The sequence below is a fragment of the Streptomyces griseoflavus genome, from assembly GCF_014649995.1.
Classification (GTDB): domain Bacteria; phylum Actinomycetota; class Actinomycetes; order Streptomycetales; family Streptomycetaceae; genus Streptomyces; species Streptomyces griseoflavus.
Genome location: NZ_BMUC01000013.1, coordinates 123,688 through 138,886, shown reverse-complemented (window position 1 = coordinate 138,886; position 15,199 = coordinate 123,688). Strand labels below are relative to the sequence as shown.

General features: G+C 70.7%; 17 protein-coding genes and 1 riboswitch. Of the genes, 11 read left to right on the top strand and 6 right to left on the bottom strand.

Annotated features, from left to right (window positions below):
• The first annotated feature begins 13 nt into the window (after window positions 1-13).
• From IE172_RS25275 to tpg, 6 genes are all read left to right on the top strand, one after another.
• Window positions 14-436 (top strand): VOC family protein, encoded by a 423-nt coding sequence (locus IE172_RS25275; RefSeq protein WP_190099594.1) that lies wholly within the window; start codon window positions 14-16, stop codon window positions 434-436.
• A gap of 379 nt (window positions 437-815) precedes the next feature.
• Window positions 816-1,772: an ankyrin repeat domain-containing protein gene (locus IE172_RS25270; RefSeq protein WP_190099593.1), complete on the top strand. Its 957-nt coding sequence runs from the start codon at window positions 816-818 to the stop codon at window positions 1,770-1,772.
• A 349-nt stretch (window positions 1,773-2,121) separates the two neighbouring features.
• Window positions 2,122-2,469, top strand: coding sequence for a hypothetical protein (locus tag IE172_RS34790; protein ID WP_229886363.1), 348 nt, complete (start codon window positions 2,122-2,124; stop codon window positions 2,467-2,469).
• Window positions 2,466-2,663 (top strand): hypothetical protein, encoded by a 198-nt coding sequence (locus IE172_RS25260; RefSeq protein ID WP_190099591.1) that lies wholly within the window; start codon window positions 2,466-2,468, stop codon window positions 2,661-2,663. Before IE172_RS34790 ends, IE172_RS25260 begins: the two co-directional genes overlap by 4 nt.
• Before the next feature lie 685 nt (window positions 2,664-3,348).
• Window positions 3,349-5,604: a telomere-associated protein Tap gene (gene tap / locus IE172_RS25255; RefSeq protein WP_190099590.1), complete on the top strand. Its 2,256-nt coding sequence runs from the start codon at window positions 3,349-3,351 to the stop codon at window positions 5,602-5,604.
• 11 nt (window positions 5,605-5,615) lie between these two features.
• The gene (gene tpg, locus IE172_RS25250; protein WP_190099589.1) at window positions 5,616-6,173 is read left to right on the top strand and encodes a telomere-protecting terminal protein Tpg; all 558 of its coding nucleotides are present in this window, start codon (window positions 5,616-5,618) and stop codon (window positions 6,171-6,173) included.
• Here the strand turns inward: tpg and IE172_RS25245 are convergent, their stop codons facing one another.
• Window positions 6,174-6,851, bottom strand: coding sequence for a helix-turn-helix transcriptional regulator (locus IE172_RS25245; RefSeq protein WP_190099689.1), 678 nt, complete (start codon window positions 6,849-6,851; stop codon window positions 6,174-6,176).
• An 84-nt stretch (window positions 6,852-6,935) separates the two neighbouring features.
• Here IE172_RS25245 and IE172_RS25240 point away from each other — a divergent pair, with 84 nt between their 5' ends.
• Window positions 6,936-7,373 (top strand): DoxX family membrane protein, encoded by a 438-nt coding sequence (locus IE172_RS25240; protein ID WP_190099588.1) that lies wholly within the window; start codon window positions 6,936-6,938, stop codon window positions 7,371-7,373.
• 126 nt (window positions 7,374-7,499) lie between these two features.
• Here IE172_RS25240 and IE172_RS25235 read toward each other — a convergent pair whose 3' ends face one another.
• From IE172_RS25235 to IE172_RS25215, 5 genes are all read right to left on the bottom strand, one after another.
• Window positions 7,500-7,739 carry a hypothetical protein gene (locus tag IE172_RS25235; RefSeq protein ID WP_190099587.1) on the bottom strand — a complete coding sequence of 80 codons (240 nt, stop codon included), beginning with the start codon at window positions 7,737-7,739 and terminating at the stop codon, window positions 7,500-7,502.
• Window positions 7,736-8,158 carry a DUF1622 domain-containing protein gene (locus IE172_RS25230; RefSeq protein WP_190099586.1) on the bottom strand — a complete coding sequence of 141 codons (423 nt, stop codon included), beginning with the start codon at window positions 8,156-8,158 and terminating at the stop codon, window positions 7,736-7,738. Before IE172_RS25230 ends, IE172_RS25235 begins: the two co-directional genes overlap by 4 nt.
• A 165-nt stretch (window positions 8,159-8,323) precedes the next feature.
• The gene (locus IE172_RS25225) at window positions 8,324-9,988 is read right to left on the bottom strand and encodes a RecQ family ATP-dependent DNA helicase (protein WP_190099585.1); all 1,665 of its coding nucleotides are present in this window, start codon (window positions 9,986-9,988) and stop codon (window positions 8,324-8,326) included.
• Between the two features lie 158 nt (window positions 9,989-10,146).
• On the bottom strand, window positions 10,147-10,983 hold the full coding sequence (locus tag IE172_RS25220; RefSeq protein WP_190099584.1) for an alpha/beta fold hydrolase: 837 nt from the start codon (window positions 10,981-10,983) through the stop codon (window positions 10,147-10,149).
• 259 nt (window positions 10,984-11,242) lie between these two features.
• A complete protein-coding gene (locus IE172_RS25215; RefSeq protein ID WP_190099583.1) occupies window positions 11,243-11,758 on the bottom strand; it encodes an ATP-binding protein in 516 nt (171 codons plus the stop codon).
• Between the two features lie 194 nt (window positions 11,759-11,952).
• On the opposite strand from IE172_RS25215, the gene IE172_RS25210 reads away from it, so the two are divergent.
• The 4 genes from IE172_RS25210 to IE172_RS25195 all read left to right on the top strand — a co-directional run bounded on the left by IE172_RS25210 (window position 11,953) and on the right by IE172_RS25195 (window position 15,199).
• Complete coding sequence (locus tag IE172_RS25210; protein ID WP_190099582.1) at window positions 11,953-12,174, top strand: hypothetical protein; 222 nt, start codon at window positions 11,953-11,955, stop codon at window positions 12,172-12,174.
• A 332-nt stretch (window positions 12,175-12,506) separates the two neighbouring features.
• On the top strand, window positions 12,507-13,487 hold the full coding sequence (locus IE172_RS25205) for a ferric reductase-like transmembrane domain-containing protein (protein ID WP_190099581.1): 981 nt from the start codon (window positions 12,507-12,509) through the stop codon (window positions 13,485-13,487).
• 25 nt (window positions 13,488-13,512) lie between these two features.
• Window positions 13,513-13,703: riboswitch (cobalamin riboswitch) on the top strand.
• 42 nt (window positions 13,704-13,745) lie between these two features.
• Window positions 13,746-14,150, top strand: coding sequence for a (2Fe-2S) ferredoxin domain-containing protein (locus IE172_RS25200; RefSeq protein ID WP_190099580.1), 405 nt, complete (start codon window positions 13,746-13,748; stop codon window positions 14,148-14,150).
• A gap of 293 nt (window positions 14,151-14,443) precedes the next feature.
• Window positions 14,444-15,199, top strand: coding sequence for a (5-formylfuran-3-yl)methyl phosphate synthase (locus tag IE172_RS25195; protein ID WP_190099688.1), 756 nt, complete (start codon window positions 14,444-14,446; stop codon window positions 15,197-15,199).

Genomic DNA, 15,199 nt, shown 5'->3' with positions numbered 1-15,199 from the left:
CAAGGAGCACACCATGTCCGTCACGACCACCACGCACCTGAACTTCCGGGGCGCCGCACGTGAGGCACTGGACTTCTACCGGTCCGTCTTCGGTGGGCGCGCTGTCGCGGTCACCTACAAGGACGCGGGCGCCGTGCGGAACGAGAGCGAGGCGGACTGGGTGATGTGGGGCGAGGTGGCCGGTGACAACGGCTTCCACGTCATGGCCTACGACGTCCCCTCGCACCTGCCCTGGAACCAGGGCGAGAACCCGTTCTTCGTCTCCGTGCGCGGGGACGACGCCGAGGAGATCAGCTCCCTGTGGGGCAAGCTCGCCGAGGGTTCGGCCGTCGTACGTTCGCTGGAGCCCGCGCCGTGGGCGCCCCTGTACGGCATGCTCACGGACCGTTTCGGCGTCACCTGGGTCCTGGACGTCACCGCCCCGTACAACGGCTGACCGGGCCGGCACGACATGATCCGCGCCGTCCGGGCCACCGCGGCACCCTGTGCGGCCCGGAGGGCAGCGTCCCGCCAGTGGCGATCAGAGCGGAGCGGACCCGGCCCTGATCGCCCGCGGGGTCACGGATTCCAGGACGTGGTGGCGTGGACACCGGTCGAAGCGCGCCACGGCCGGGTCCTGCCGGGCTATCAACCATGAGGAGAGGGCCATCTCCAGGCCGTCGATCGTCCTCGACGGGTGTACCCGCCGGGATGCGGAAGGGTGACCACCGCCGAGCTGACCGGAACTGCTGCGCGCACGCGTGCACCACCGCCCCGTCTGTCAGACCCGTGTGCGAGCGTGTCAGGCCGACGATCCTGGGACACAAGGAGGAGCGATGGCGCCGGAAAGCGACGGCTGGAGCGGCATGGGGTGGGACTGGACGGACGTGGCCGAAGTCCGTCGGCGTCTCGACCGGGGCGCTGATCCGGAGCACTGGGGCGGGGGACGCCCGTTGCACCGCGCCGCGGCGTTCGGGTCCCCCCAGGTCGTCGCCGAGTTGGCAGACCGGGTCTCGGACGTGGACGCGACCCAGCACGGCGTGACGGCACTGTGGGAAGCCGTGGTCTCCCGGAAGCCCGACAACGCCCGGACGCTCGCCGCCGCCGGAGCCGACCCCTGGCGCCCGTCCCCCGGCGGCTGGTCACCGGGGCGGCTGAGCCTGGCCGGTCCGACACCGGACCTGTTCCCGGTGCCGGACGGCGAGTACCTGACCGACGCCGAGCGCACGGTGGCGCAGGAAGCCCATCGGCTCATTACGGCGCTGGGCACGTTCTACTACGACGGCACCGGGCTGGCCTGCGTCGCCGGCATCGACGCGGCCGAGGCGGTCCGGCGTATGGAAGCGGTGCCGGTGGCGGACGAGGTCATCGCCGAACTGCTCGAAGACGTGTACCGGTACGACGCCGCCGAGAGCCTGCGGATCGTCGGCGTCACCTCGGTGCCGGGCGGCTGCGTCGTCACGCAACCCTGGGGATACGCACCGCACATGCCGGGTGTTCTGACCCGCCTGTCCACCGGCACCGTCTGCTACGGGATGTACGCCAATCCCAAGAGCGGCAACCAGGGCAGCATCGTGCGTGATGGCACCGTAGAGGGATGGGACCTGCACCCGGGCGGCGGACCGGACCCGTACGACACCCCCGAGCAGATACTGGTCTCGTACCTCTACCAGGGCAACCCCGTGGCCTATTGCTGCGCCTTCGCGGGCCTGCGCCCGACCGACGCACGCGGGGTGGTCGGGCCCCCCGACATCTGGGTCCAACTGCCCCGGCGCGACTACTGGAATCACTGACGCCGGCGGGAAGCCGTCGTGCGACGTCTTCCCCGTGCGACGGCAGGGGTGCCGGCGGCCGACTGGGGTACCGGTCCAAGACACGGGAGACATAGGAGGGCTGGGCATGCCCGGAACTGCCGGTGCGGCGCGCACAGGTGCGGGACGCACGAGCACGGTGGGGCCCCTCCTTGCCGTGTTGCCGGCAGCGGCAGCGGCGGGCTTCCTGCTGGGGTCGGTCATCGGTGACGACGAAGTCGACGCGCATCGAGGACTACTGTTTGCCGCGGTCTTCCTCCTGCTGAGTCTCGGTGCGGCCGCCGGAGCACTGTGGTGGACCCGGCGCCGTGCGGCTGAGTTCGGACTGGGCGTGAGCCGGTATCTGCGGGTGGGCCGCGGCATCCAGCGGGGCGAGCTGCCGGAAGACCCCGCTGAACTGCCCGCCGCGATCGACATCGTCGCCCGCCGGCGTCGCGCCCTGAACAACCAACAGCGCCGGTGGGTGCGTTGGATGACGGGAGCCGCCGTGCTGCTGTGGCTGGTGAGTGCCGTCATCCAACTCCTCACCGCCCACTACGGGTACGCCTGCTGGCACCTCCTCGCGGCCTGCGGATTCCTGGCCAGCCTCCTGGGCGCACGCCGGCAGCGGCGGCGCCTTGAGGCTGTCGAACAGGCCCTCCGCGACCAGCAGGCGCCGCAGGACGCCCCGCGAGGGTGAGGGAAGGGCCACTCGGAGTCGCGGCCTCCGGCACCGTCGACCCCGCCATGGAAGGGGCGGGGCAGCCCTCCGTCACCGCGGGCTGTGTCTCCTACTTCCTGCGCCCTGTCGACCGGTGGCTGCGTTGGCCGGAGTGCGCCTTGGAGGAGGAGCCGGCCTGGGCGTCCCGTTGCCTGGACGACTCGGGGGACTGAGGTGTGCCTGCGGGGCGTGACCTCGAGTGCTGGGCGATCAGTGCCTGCGTCTCTGCCGGGATCTGCCAGTTGGACACAGCGACCTGCCCGACTTGGCCGGCTTCGACCTGAGCCTGTCGTTGTCGTGAACCCGCGTCCAGGAAGGCGAGAGGGTTGGGTGCGCCCGCGTACGCCGGCGGCTGATCGGTTCGTGATCGCGCGGGCGCGTCTTGTGTCATGGGGTTGATCTGCCCGCGTTCGATCTCTGCCTGGCGCTGCCGGGACTCCGGATCGAGGAACGTCAGGGGGTTGGGTGTGCCCTCGTACGCCGGCGGCTGTGCTTGTGCACGCTCGATCGATTCGTGCAGTCCCCGCGATTCCGGGTCGAGGAAGGACAACGGATCGGGGACATGGCCTTCGTAGGGCGGCGGCTGCTCGTTCCCGGACGACGCTCCGGATGAGCCGTGGTCTGGCACCTTGATACCTCCGTCTCTCGGGTGGCAGGGGCTCCGTGGTCGTTCCCCGCCAGCAGTCAGCAACGGGCTGGACTCCGGGACGGTTCAAAGATCGACGTCTCGCCGTTCGCGTCGACGGTGTTCCGGGGACCGATCGGTGTACTCCGTGAACGCGCATCGCACGCTTTCCGTACGCTGAATGTCCGCCGTCAGTGCGGTTGTGGGTTAGGCTGCTGCTCAGGAGGTGCCGCATGTCCGAGTTGTTCGACGCGGTCGACGCCCTGGTGGCATCCCGTGCTCCGCTGCCGTCGGCGCAGGAGCGCAAGCGGCTGCGCACGGCGCACGGTCTCACGCTGGACGAGGTGGCGGGCGCGCTGGGGGTGCGTCGGGCGACGGTGTCGGGCTGGGAGTCGGCCAAGAAGACGGTGGAGCCGCGTGGCCCGGAGCGTGAAGCGTATGCGCGACTGCTCAGCAAGCTCGCCGAGCTCTACCCCGCTCCCGCGGCGCCGGAGGAGCCGGCCGTGCGGGCGCCGGCCTCACGTGCGGGTGCGCCCGCCCCGCAGAGGGCGCAGACCGTGTCTCCGAGCCCGGAGCCCGAACCGGCGGACGGGACAGCACCTGAGGACGCCCGGACCCATGCGCCTGCGTCCGCCGCCGCGCCGGCGGACGCGCCGCGTTCGGCGCGTCCGGCCAGGTCGTCCTCGGTGTCGCGTCGGGCAGGTGTGCAGAAGGCGGCCCCGGCCGCGACCTCGGTGGCCGCGCCGACGCGAGGCAGCGACCCACGCTTCGCCAACGGCCCGCTGGCGGTCGTCGATGTCGACGCCGACGGCCAGGTGTCGGCGTACTGCACGGGCGGCCTGGTCCTGGAGGTGCCCGCCAAGTCCCTCGCGGCTCTCGTGGAATGGGCGCTGAAGGAGGCGAAGCTCGGGCAGCCGAGACTGTCCGGTCCGGGTAAGGACGCCGACCCGCTCCTGGTGCTCTGCGAAACCGCGCTGGAGCGTTACGGCCTGCCCGCCACCCTCACCGACGAGGAGCGGCACGCCGGACGGATCCCGGAAGGCCACAAAGTCGTCAAGCAGTTGACGCGTGCCCAGTGGAAGCTCACGAAGCGCGGGTTGGGGCCTTGGGCACGGATCTACCGTCCCGCGCAGGGTGGGGAGCGGGCCTGCGTGCAACTGTGCATCCCGTCCTGGAACGCTCTCGATGCCCGCCACTGGGGCCACGCCGCGCAGCTTCCGCCGGCGGAACTCGCCCGGGTGCTCGGGCTGTACGCCTCCCGCGTGATGACCCCGCGCGGCTCGACCGCCGTGACCGGTCTGGAGCTGATGACGGCACTGCACCCGCCGACCCGCGCGTCCCGGCCCGACGCCGACGGCAGGAGGCACTCCGAGCGCAACCCCGGCTCGCTGGGCAAGGACCCGGTCGACCCGGCGCCGTGCGAGGCACCCGACGGGCACCCGCTGCTGGCGGACTTGCCGCGCTTCCACGTCCGGGGCCCCGACGAGAAGCTGTTCGAGGAAGCGTACGACTGGGCGCGGCCCATGACGGATGGCGAGTGCACCCTGCGGCATCTGGTCGGCATCGACGTGAACATGGCCTTCGCCGCCGGAGCCAACGGCCTGCTCGTCGGCCTGGGAGCACCCACCCACGTCAAGAATCCCGCGTTCGACCCGAAACTGCCGGGGAGCTGGCTGGTGGACCTGTCCCACGTCGACCTGTCGAGAGTGAAGGTCGGCAAGGAGTGGGCACGGCTGGACGGCAGCCTGTTGCCCAGCCCGTTCACGCCGAAGGGCGAGCGTCCCGAGGGACCGGCCTGGTATGCGACGCCGACGGTCGCCTACGCCGTCGAGCTCGGCTACGAGGTACGTCCACTTGAGGCGTACGTCCGGTACGAGAACGGCCGCTACCTGGACGGCTGGTACCAGCGGCTGCGAGACGCCTACCTCGCCACGATGGCCGACCTCGGTGTCCGCACCGACCTCGCTCCGGCGGACTTCCTCGCCGCCATGAACGGTCACAAGGAAGGCGACCCCGAGCTGGCGATCGTCGCCTCGGCGATCAAGGCGACCGTCAAGGGCGGCCTGGGCAAGCTGCGCGAACGCCCGCGCGGGGAGGGCTGGCGGCCCGGACAGCCGTGGCGCGCGCTGTCCCGCCCGACGTGGCGGCCCGACATCCGCGCCGCGGTCATCTCCCGCACCCGCACCAACCTGCACCGCAAGATCGTCAAGCACGCGGCGTTCACCGGCCAGTACCCGGTCGCGATCCTGTCCGACTGCGTCGTCTACGCGGCCGGCGGACCCTCGCCGCTGGACTTCCTGCCCTACCGGGAGGACAAGCCGCTGCCGGGCGGCTTCAAGCTCGGCATCAACCCCGGCCTGGTCAAACACGAAGGAACCCAGACCGTCCTGTGGGGCGAAGAGGTCCGCGAACGGTTCGACGCCCCCGACCTCAACCTCGCCCGCTACATCAAGGACGGCACCGTCACCGACATCGACAACGGAGAGTAGGCGAGGCGACGATGAGCGTGTTCGGAGACGGCCTGGACGCCGCGGTGCAACGCTCCTTCACCCGCCCGGCACCCAAAAGCGCACCCGCCCAGATGCGCTACCTGGTCAGACAGCTCAAAGGAACCCGTGCCGTCGCGCAGATGCTGCGCATCTCCCAACGCACCGTCGAACGGTATGTCAAGGACCAGATCAGAAAGCCCCGTCCGGACCTCGCCGCGCGCCTGGACCGCGAAGTGAAGAACCGATGGCAACCGCAGGTCCGGGCCAGAGCCCGCCAGAAAGCGGCCACCACCGGCGGCATCGTCATCGACACCCGCGCCCGCCTCGGCTACACCGCCCCCATCGGGTCGACGGACGAGTCCCGCATCCGGCACCTGACCGTCGCCCTGCCCCCGCAGCACGCGGCCCGCCTCTTCGACGCCCAGCAGGCCGGTGCCGACGACCGACAGCTCCAGCAGATCACCGCCGAGGCGCTCAAGGACGTGTACTTCCAGGACGGCGGCCGCCGCGCGGGGAGCCTGGAGGAGGTCCGCTTCACGGACATCGAGCACGTGGAGTTCGAGCTGTAGTCAGGAAGCCGGATCCAGGCGGACGCAGCAGTGACCGGGCCTGGGCGCCAGACGCGCCTCGAGTCCGGACTCGGCGAGCCCGTCCAGCACGCCGCGCAGCAGGTGAAGGTTCATCCCGCACACCGTCTGCGTGTGTTCACGGGCGAGTGCGTGGAAGGGACAGTTGCCCAGAACGACGGCCTCACCGTCCCGGCGAGGTTCGAAGCCGTTCGCTTCCAGCACGGCGAGCGCATCCGCCTGCTCCGGTCCGGCGAGCCGCGCGCCCCGTTCGTGAGCCTTTCGGTGCAGGACGGAACGCACCGGTTCACCGGTGGCCTCGGATTCCTCGATCGCCTGGGCGAGGAGTCGTCCGGCCAGTTCGTAGTGTCGTTCGGGCAGGCTCACGGCCACCTGCTTGGTGGAGCGCTTGTAGAGCTTGGCCGGCCTGCCCGCGCCGGGGCCGGTGCGTCCGCTGCGCCGTTCGTAGACGACGTCGAGCAGCGATTCGTCGGTCAGGCGGTCCAGGTGAAAGGCAGCGGTCTGGCGGGCGAGACCGAGGGCCTCGGCGGCCTCGTCGCGGCTGACCGGCCCCGGCTGACGCACCACGTGCTCGTAGAGCCTTCTGCGGTTCGGCTCGTCCAGCGCGGCGACGGCGGAGATGTCGGCACGGGGTGCTTCCTTCGAGTGGTCCACGAACACCAGTGTAAAACCCATGGCGATTGACTAAAGAGGGGCGGGCGCGCTTCTATTGTCAATGAGAGTTGTCGATAGAAGGAGGGCGTCATGTCGTCCCCAACCTCCACCACCCCGTCCGTCGCCTCCCGGCGCGCCGTACTCAGCGACCCCGGCTACCAGGCGTTCGTCATCCTGCGCGCCGGGTTCGCCGTGGCGCCCATCCTGTTCGGGCTGGACAAGTTCGCCAACCTGCTCGTGGACTGGCCCGCCTACCTCGCGCCCTGGATCAACGACATCGTGCCCGGCAGCGCCCAGCAGGCCATGTACGCCGTCGGAGTGGTCGAAATCGTCGCGGGTCTGGCCGTCGCGCTCGCCCCGCGCCTCGGGAGCTGGCTGGTGGCCGGCTGGCTCGCGGGCATCATCGTCAACCTGCTGACCATCCCGGGCTACTACGACATCGCGCTGCGCGATGTCGGCCTGCTGCTCGGCGCCGTCGCTCTCGCCCGGCTGGCCCAGCGCTACCACGGCAAGCGGCAGACTCACTGACGGCAGGCGACAGCCACGGCAGGTGGCGAGGCAGGTGGGCTTATCCCTCGGCCCGCCTGCCGGGTGTGAGGGGGTTCCTCCGTCCCGACCGTCGGCCGCGGACCACTCGCGTTCCCTCGCACCGCCCTACCTGGAGAGGCGCAGGCCCGCGGTGACGAGCTTGCGGACGGCGATCACGGCGGCGGCTGCCGCCACGGCATCCCAGCTCGGCTCACCCGTCAGCCGCAGCAGCCCCGCGGCGGTGAGGAAGTCCAACAGGACGGCCAAGGCGGCCCGCGGCCGTCTCGCCGCCACGAGTACCACCGCGGAGGCGACGAGCCCGAAGGCGGTGGTGGCGAGGGCGGCCAGGTGCAGGGCAGCGGTCACGCCGACTCCGCCCGAGGACGGATGTCGTCCGCCTCCTTGTGGCGCTCGCGCTCGATCTCGGCGCGCTCTTCGGCGATCTCCCGGCTGAGGAAGTAGTTCAGGGCCGTACGGATCGCGGCGATCGCGGCGAGCTGCCCGATCTCGGTGAAACTGGGCGCGATGGCGGTGCGCAGCACGTCTCCGGCGAGTTGGAACTCCAGGCCCAGCGCCAGGAACCGGCCGAGGGAGAGCCGGATCTTGTTGAACTCACGGCCCACACCACCGCCGCGGACCCCTACCAGGAGGAAGCGGCCGAACGCCCAGACGGCTCCCAGGAAGATGATCAGGGCCCCGGCCGCCTCCACCAGTCTCACCATCAGGTCCACCACGTCACGGAGCGTGGACTCGGACAGCACTTCCACCGACAGGAAAAGGTTCATGGCCGGCTGTGTACCCCACCTGACCTGGCACGCACGGCAGGCGCGAGCACCGCAGGCAATCGTTCACACCGCCCTGCAACCGGGCGGCGAGCAGCGGAGCCGGTTCGGGCCGCTCAGGGCCTGCTGATCAGCCCGGTCACGGCCTGCCCCGACAGCCGGGGCGCATCAGGTGCCGGTGAGCAAGTCGCTCTCCTGCACCGCTGTCAGCGACAGTGTCTTGTAGCCGACCTGCTCGAACAGCACGACGAGGCGGTCCTCCCCCGTGCGCATCACGGTGCCCGCACCCCACTCCGCATGGCTCACCCGGTCGTTCGGCTCATAGGGCCCGCCGATCCCGGGCGGGGGAGCGGTGTCCTGGTGCCGGGCCCCGGTGCCGGGGCGCACCTCCCCGCGGTCACACACGTCGCACCGTCCGCACGGTGTGTCCAACTGCTCGCCGAAATAGCCCAGAAGGAACTGGCGGCGACAGGTGGGCGTCTCGGCGTAGCCGCGCATCATCTCGATGCGCGAGCGGTCGACGCGCTGCCGCCGTTCGAACACCTGTGCCGCCTCTTCGGTGGCCTGGTCCGTCGTGCGGCCGGGCAGCGCCCGGACTGCGCGGCGCCTGCCCTCGACGGTCACCGCTCCCGCCTCTTCCAGCAGGTTCAAGAGCTCGCTGGTCTTCCGGCGCGACAGGCCGCACAACTGGGCGGTCCGGCTGCGGCTCTGCGGGGCGTCCTGGTCGCGCAGCGTGGTCATGACGCGGCGCAGCGCGTCGACGTCCAGGGTCCGGGCCGTGAGGAACTTCTGCAGTCCCAGATCCTCGGGGCGGTAGAACAGCACCGCCCGGGCCGGCTCCCCGTCCCGGCCGGCGCGTCCGATCTCCTGGTAGTAGGAGTCCAGCGCCTCCGGCACGGACGCGTGGGCGACGAACCGTACGTCCGCCTTGTCGATGCCCATCCCGAACGCGGACGTGGCCACCACCACCGCGGGAGCGCCTTTCATGAAACCGTCGTGGATCCGGCGGCGGTCGGCTGCCTTCACGCCCGCGTGGTACGCCTCGGCGTCCACTCCGTCCTGCCGAAGTCGCTCCGCATACGTCTCGGCGTCCTTGCGCGTGGCGGTGTAGAGGATGCCCGGGGCGCCCGCCTCGGCCGTCCAGCGCGCGACAGCCTCGCGCTTGGCCGGGTCGTCGGTGAAAGTGCGCACCTCCAGATGGATGGTGGGCCGGTCGGTCCCGGTCGTCACGACGTGGGCCTCACGCATGTTCAAGTGCTCGAGGATGTCCGACCTGACGGGCGCCGCGGCCGTCGCCGTCAGAGCGAGTACCGGCGGACGGCCCAGCCGTTCGGCGGCCTCGCCCAGGTTCAGGTAGTCGGGGCGGAAGTCGTGTCCCCACGCGGAGACGCAGTGAGCCTCGTCGACGACGAACAGCGAGGGGCCCAGTTCCCTCAACTCTTCCACGACACTGTCCTTGGCCAGTTGCTCGGGGGACAAGAAGAGATATTCGGCATCACCGTCCCGGATCGCCTGCCAGCCCTTGTCGATGGCCGACCGGGGCTGTGCGGAGTTCACGGCCACGGCGTCCGGTGCCGCGCTCTTCCGCAGGCCGACGACCTGGTCCCGCTGCAGGGCGATCAGCGGCGACACCACGACCGTGGGGCCACCGAGCATGACGGTCGGCACCTGATAGATCGCCGACTTCCCGGAACCGGTCGGCATGACGACGAGCACGTCGCGACCCTCCAGCAGTGACTCCATCGCCTCCGTCTGCTGGGCAGCCAGATCGTTCCACCCGAACCGCTCCCGGGCGACGCGGCGCAGCTCCGCGATCCGGTCGTGCACGCCCATCGCGACGCCCCCTTCAGTGGCCCGGCACTCCTCCGACCCGGCCCGTGTACCCCGGGGGGTCGGCCGCGATGCGGAGGGGCGCGCGACAGTCGTACGGGGCCGGGATTCCACCCGTCCCCGTGTCCGGCGTTCGACCTCGCAGAGACCGGCGACAGGCTTCAGCCTTGAAGGGCCTCGGCTATGTGGGGGGCGACCTTCTTCGGTGCCATGACGACCGCGCTGTGGTTGAGGCCGGGCAGGGTGCGGTGGTCGGCCCGGGGCAGCAGATCGGTCAGGGCGCGGGCGGCACGCTGGAAGGCGACAGGACTCCTGCCTCCGGTCAGCACCCGGGTGGGCGCGTGCACGCTCGCCCACTCCGCGGCGTCGAGAGGCTTGCCCTGCTGGGTGTCGCCCATGACCGCGATGTCGTAGGGGAGGGTGCGGGCCAGCCGGGTGAGACCGGCCCATACCTTCGGCATGAGCTTCATGACGAGCACGGCGATACCGGGCATGCCCTGCACCTCGGTCATGAAGTACTTCACCGCGTCGCTGTCACGTCCCTCCTCGAGCAGCGTGGTGACCTGCCGGGCCAGGTCCCGGGGCGGGCAGTCATCGGTGGTGGCGACCACGAAGGGCGGCTCGTACAAGGCCAGGCGATCGACGCGCAGTCCGGCGGCGGCGGCGCGCAGAGCGAGCACGGCTCCGGAGGACGAGCCGAACAGCGACACCGAGCCGCCGCTGTGCGCGATCAGTGCGGCGATGTCGTCGATCTCGCGGCCAACCGAGTAGGTATCGGCGTCACCGCTCGCGCCACGGCCACGGCGGTCGTAGTTGATCACCGTGAACCGCTCGCTGAGCAGGGCGGCAAGCTTCGCGGTGTCGGAGCGGTCGGCCAGCGCCGACGCCACCAGGATGACTACCGGTCCGCTGCCCGACTGCTCGAACGCGATCTCTGTCCCGTCGGCGGAGACGACGCGCCCCCCACCACCGACTGCCTGCTCCTGCCCAGCGGACATGTCCTTCTCTCCCCACGTAGCCGGCGACCGTACCGACGCGGTACGGACTGCTGACCTTGTGACCGGGGTGAAGCATGGAACTCATCGGGACCCCTTCGGCGCCCTGGGCCTTACGCCTGCCGTACCGGCACCTTCACTTGGGTCCGCTGCGAGCCCGGCCGCCCCTGAACAGCGTCGACGCTGTTCAGGGGCGGCCGGGCCCCGCGCCTGCTCTCGCGCGGGTTCGCGGGGTGTGATCGAAGCCGCGGTCGTACGGCTCCTATCTCAGGATGTCGTCCGCTTCCCCGTCGCCGGAGTACGAGTCGGAACCGGCGGGCGTACGGGCCTCTTGATGGAGAGGGACGTCGGCTGTGATCTCTTTGCCGTCGCTGGTGTGCTCGACGACGAGGCGGCTGCTGAGGGCTTTGACGATCTCCAGGCCGTGTCCGCCGATGCGGCGGGGGTCGGTCGGCCGGGGGAGGGGGATGGCAGGGGAAGAGTCCCGGACGGTGATCCGCACGATGCGGAATCGTTCGGCCGTCCGGAGCTCGAGGTGGCCAGGGCCGGGGGCGTGTCGGACGGCGTTGGTGAGCAGTTCGCTGACCACGAGTCGGACGTCGGCGGCGGCGCCGGACGGAACCACGATCTGGTGGGTGCGGTGCAGGGTGGACAGCAGCGCGTCGGCTTCGGCCCGTCCCTGGGCGGCTGTGGGCGGGGATCCGCTCCAGGCCAGGTGCCGACGCAGCGCGTGGTCCGGTCCCTGCCCGTCCGCCTGCTTCATAAGCGGTCGAGACATGGAGATCGTCACTCTCAGTTGTATAGGTCTGTGTTTCCTGTCCCGTCTGGCGGGCTGAGCACCGTCTACCCGCCCCGGTCGACGTTATGGAAGCCGCCCCTCTGCACGGAGCCTGCAGGTGGGGCCGGTCCGCCGGGTGGGAGAAGGCGTAATCCGGTGGCCACCTTCCTCCCAGCGACCCTAGGGTCGCCGGGGTGGCACATAAGACGGTTGACCCGGCGACGATCACGCCGGAGATGGCTGCTCGGATCCGCACGTGGCGATGCGATGAGGACTACTCCTGGCGCGCTGTGGCCCAGGCCGCGTCCGACCTCTGGGGATCCGCATGGGGCAGCAACCAGATCTTCGGTGAAGACCTCTGCACGGCCGCAGCCGAGCTGCTGGGCGAAAACCCCTACCAGGAGCCGTGGAACTGACGCTCGTCGGATGGCTGCTCCCGGATCACCGAGCGGTCCGGCCCGCGATGTGGAGTCCCGCCGGAACACGGTGGCGGCCTGCTCAAGGCAACTGGCCGGGCCGCGCGTTGGTGCAGCGCGGCGGACGGCGTTGTGCTGTTTGTGCGGGGTACGGCCCCACGGTGACTCCCCGTGGCAGTGGACGGGCCGCGCATCCAGGTGTGCTCCGCGCATTCCTCGTGGTGGCTCTGGCCGGATAACGCCTTCGGGGATCACCGTCACATCAGCCAGACTTGTTGCCTCACGACACATGCGCACCGTTGCTGCGGTGGCTCGTGCCCGGGAGGCCCCTGATGACGTCAGACGCGAGGCCGGACGAAGACGGGGCGGTAGCCCCTCCCGGACGGCGACGACCCCCGAATGACCGCGTCGCGTTGCGCGGTGACCTGCGGTCCGCCCTGCCCGACGCCACCGCGGCGGTGGTGGTCACGGTGCTCGTGTTCGCTCTCCTGTGGGCGCGCATGGAGTCGGGTGAGTCGGACACGGTCGCGGTCATGCCGTTCATGGATGATCCCGGTACCTACTGGATGTACCTGCTCAGCCAGGCGTTCGGGTGGTCGGGACTGTTGTGGGCGTGGGGCACGGTCATGCTCGGCCTGCTGCTGTCGGGGCCGCGTCCCGCCCGGCTGCCGGTCGCCCGGCAGGTGCTGGAGCGCTGGCACCGCACCACGAGCCTGACGACGACGGCGCTGATGTTCGCCCATGCGCTGATGTTCGCGGCCGAACTCGTGCGCTACGAGACGAAGGTGGCGTGGGCGGAACGGTTGTGGGTGGCCTTCGCGGACACCTTCGTACCGGGCTGGTACGACTCCGGAACCGGAAGGATCGCCATCCCGCTCGGTCAGGGTGCCCTGTACCTGGCGATTCCACTGGGGCTGCTGTTCTACGTCCGGCACCGCATCGGAGCGAACACCTGGCGGCGGCTGCACCGTTTCGTCATCGTCGTGTACGTGCTGAGCGTGTGGCACACGCTGCTGTACGGAACCAACGTCTGGTACGGGGAGTGGCCGCGCACCGTCCTGTGGCTGCTGCAACTGCCGGTCGCGGTGCTGTTGCTGCTCCGTCTGCTGAGACCTGCCCGGCGGGCCGAGCGGCTGGGCTCCCCCCGCGGGGGCACGGCCCGCTCGGGATGGTGGGTGCGGGCGGCAGGACGTGCCGTCGCCGGAGCGGTCGTGGTCGGGCTCGTCATCGTGGTGGTGTCCGGGCGTGACGGCGGACGGGACCGACCGACCCATCCGCCCGCGACGGCCCCCCACGCCCAGGAGACGGACTGACGGCGGCACCGGGCGGTCCGGACGGCGTTTCGGGATGGGATGATGGCCGGCGACAGGGCGACGGCGGAACGAGGAAGCCGGTGTGAATCCGGCGCGGTACCGCCACTGTGATCGGCGAGCGAGTCCCGACAGGAGCCACTGCCCGGCAGCGGGTGGGAAGGCAGGGACGAGCATCGACCCGAGAGCCAGGAGACTCACGCGGTCGCCTCCTCGACGGACCACCGGGGCGGATTTCCCCGGAGAGAGGGACGGCACCGCATGCCCGCAACGCCCCCCGGACGAACGACACATGACGCGGGGACAGAATGGGCGGCCGGCCCAGTGCCGTGCCGCCTCGTCGTGTGCCGCGACTGCTGCTGCGGCAGCGCCAAGGTGACCGGCGTCGACCACGCGGCCCAGACCGAACGCCTGCGTGCCGCGGCACCGGTACGCGTCTCCGACTGCCTCGACGTCTGCGAACACGCCAACGTCGTCGTCGTCCAGCCCTCCGCCGAGGGTCGCGCTGCCGGCGCCCGGCCCGTGTGGCTGGGGCTGGTCAACGACCCGGACGCGACCGAGGACATCGCCGCCTGGGCTCGCGCCGGCGGACCGGGCGTCGCACCCCGGCCGGACATCCTCGACCTGTACGCCATCACGCCGCCACGACGACGCCCGGCCTCCTGACCGGGCGGACGGAGAGGTCGGCCTGACCCCCCAATGCAACCTCGAGCAGGGGCGAAGGTGACGTGGAACCTCCACCGGTCTCCAGCGATTCGCCCATCAATCGGATTGTCGCTTATTTGGCGTTTTCCTCGGTATGTACGGCGCGCTGCACGTGGACGTGAGCGCCTGCGGACACTCTTTGCGCCCTACCGATTCCGCAGGGTGACGGAAATGATGAACGCACCGCACATGAGCCAGGCGATCCGCGGTCCCCCGTCCCTCGGCCGGGCGGACCGGCGGCGAAGGAGGTCATGGTGTTGCTGCTCATCTCCCCGGACGGTGTCGATGAGGCTCTCGAATGCGCGAAGGCGGCGGAGCATCTCGACATCGTCGACGTCAAGAAGCCCGACCAGGGCTCTCTCGGCGCGAACTTCCCCTGGGTCATCAGGGAGATCCGCGACGCGGTCCCGGCAGACAAGCCGGTATCCGCGACCGTGGGGGATGTCCCGTACAAGCCCGGCACGGTGGCTCAGGCCGCGCTCGGCGCGGTCGTCTCGGGGGCCACGTACATCAAGGTCGGCCTCTACGGCTGCACGACGTCCGATCAGGGCGTGGAGGTCATGCGCGCGGTCGTCCGGGCGGTGAAGGACCACCGCCCCGAAGCGCTCGTCGTCGCCTCCGGTTACGCCGACGCCCACCGCATCGGCTGTGTCAACCCGCTCGCCCTGCCCGACATCGCCGCCCGCTCCGGCGCCGACGCGGCCATGCTGGACACGGCGATCAAGGACGGGACGCGGCTGTTCGACCACGTTCCGCCGGACGTCTGCGCCGAGTTCGTCCGGCTGGCCCACGCTTCCGGTCTGCTCGCAGCCCTCGCCGGCAGTGTCAAGCAGGCCGACCTCGGTCCGCTGACCCGCATCGGCACGGACATCGTGGGCGTGCGCGGAGCGGTCTGCGAAGGCGGCGACCGCAATTCCGGAAGGATCCAACCGCATCTCGTGGCCGCCTTCCGGGCGGAGATGGACCGGCAGGCCCGGGAGCACACCGCCGGCGTCCCCGTCGTCAACTGA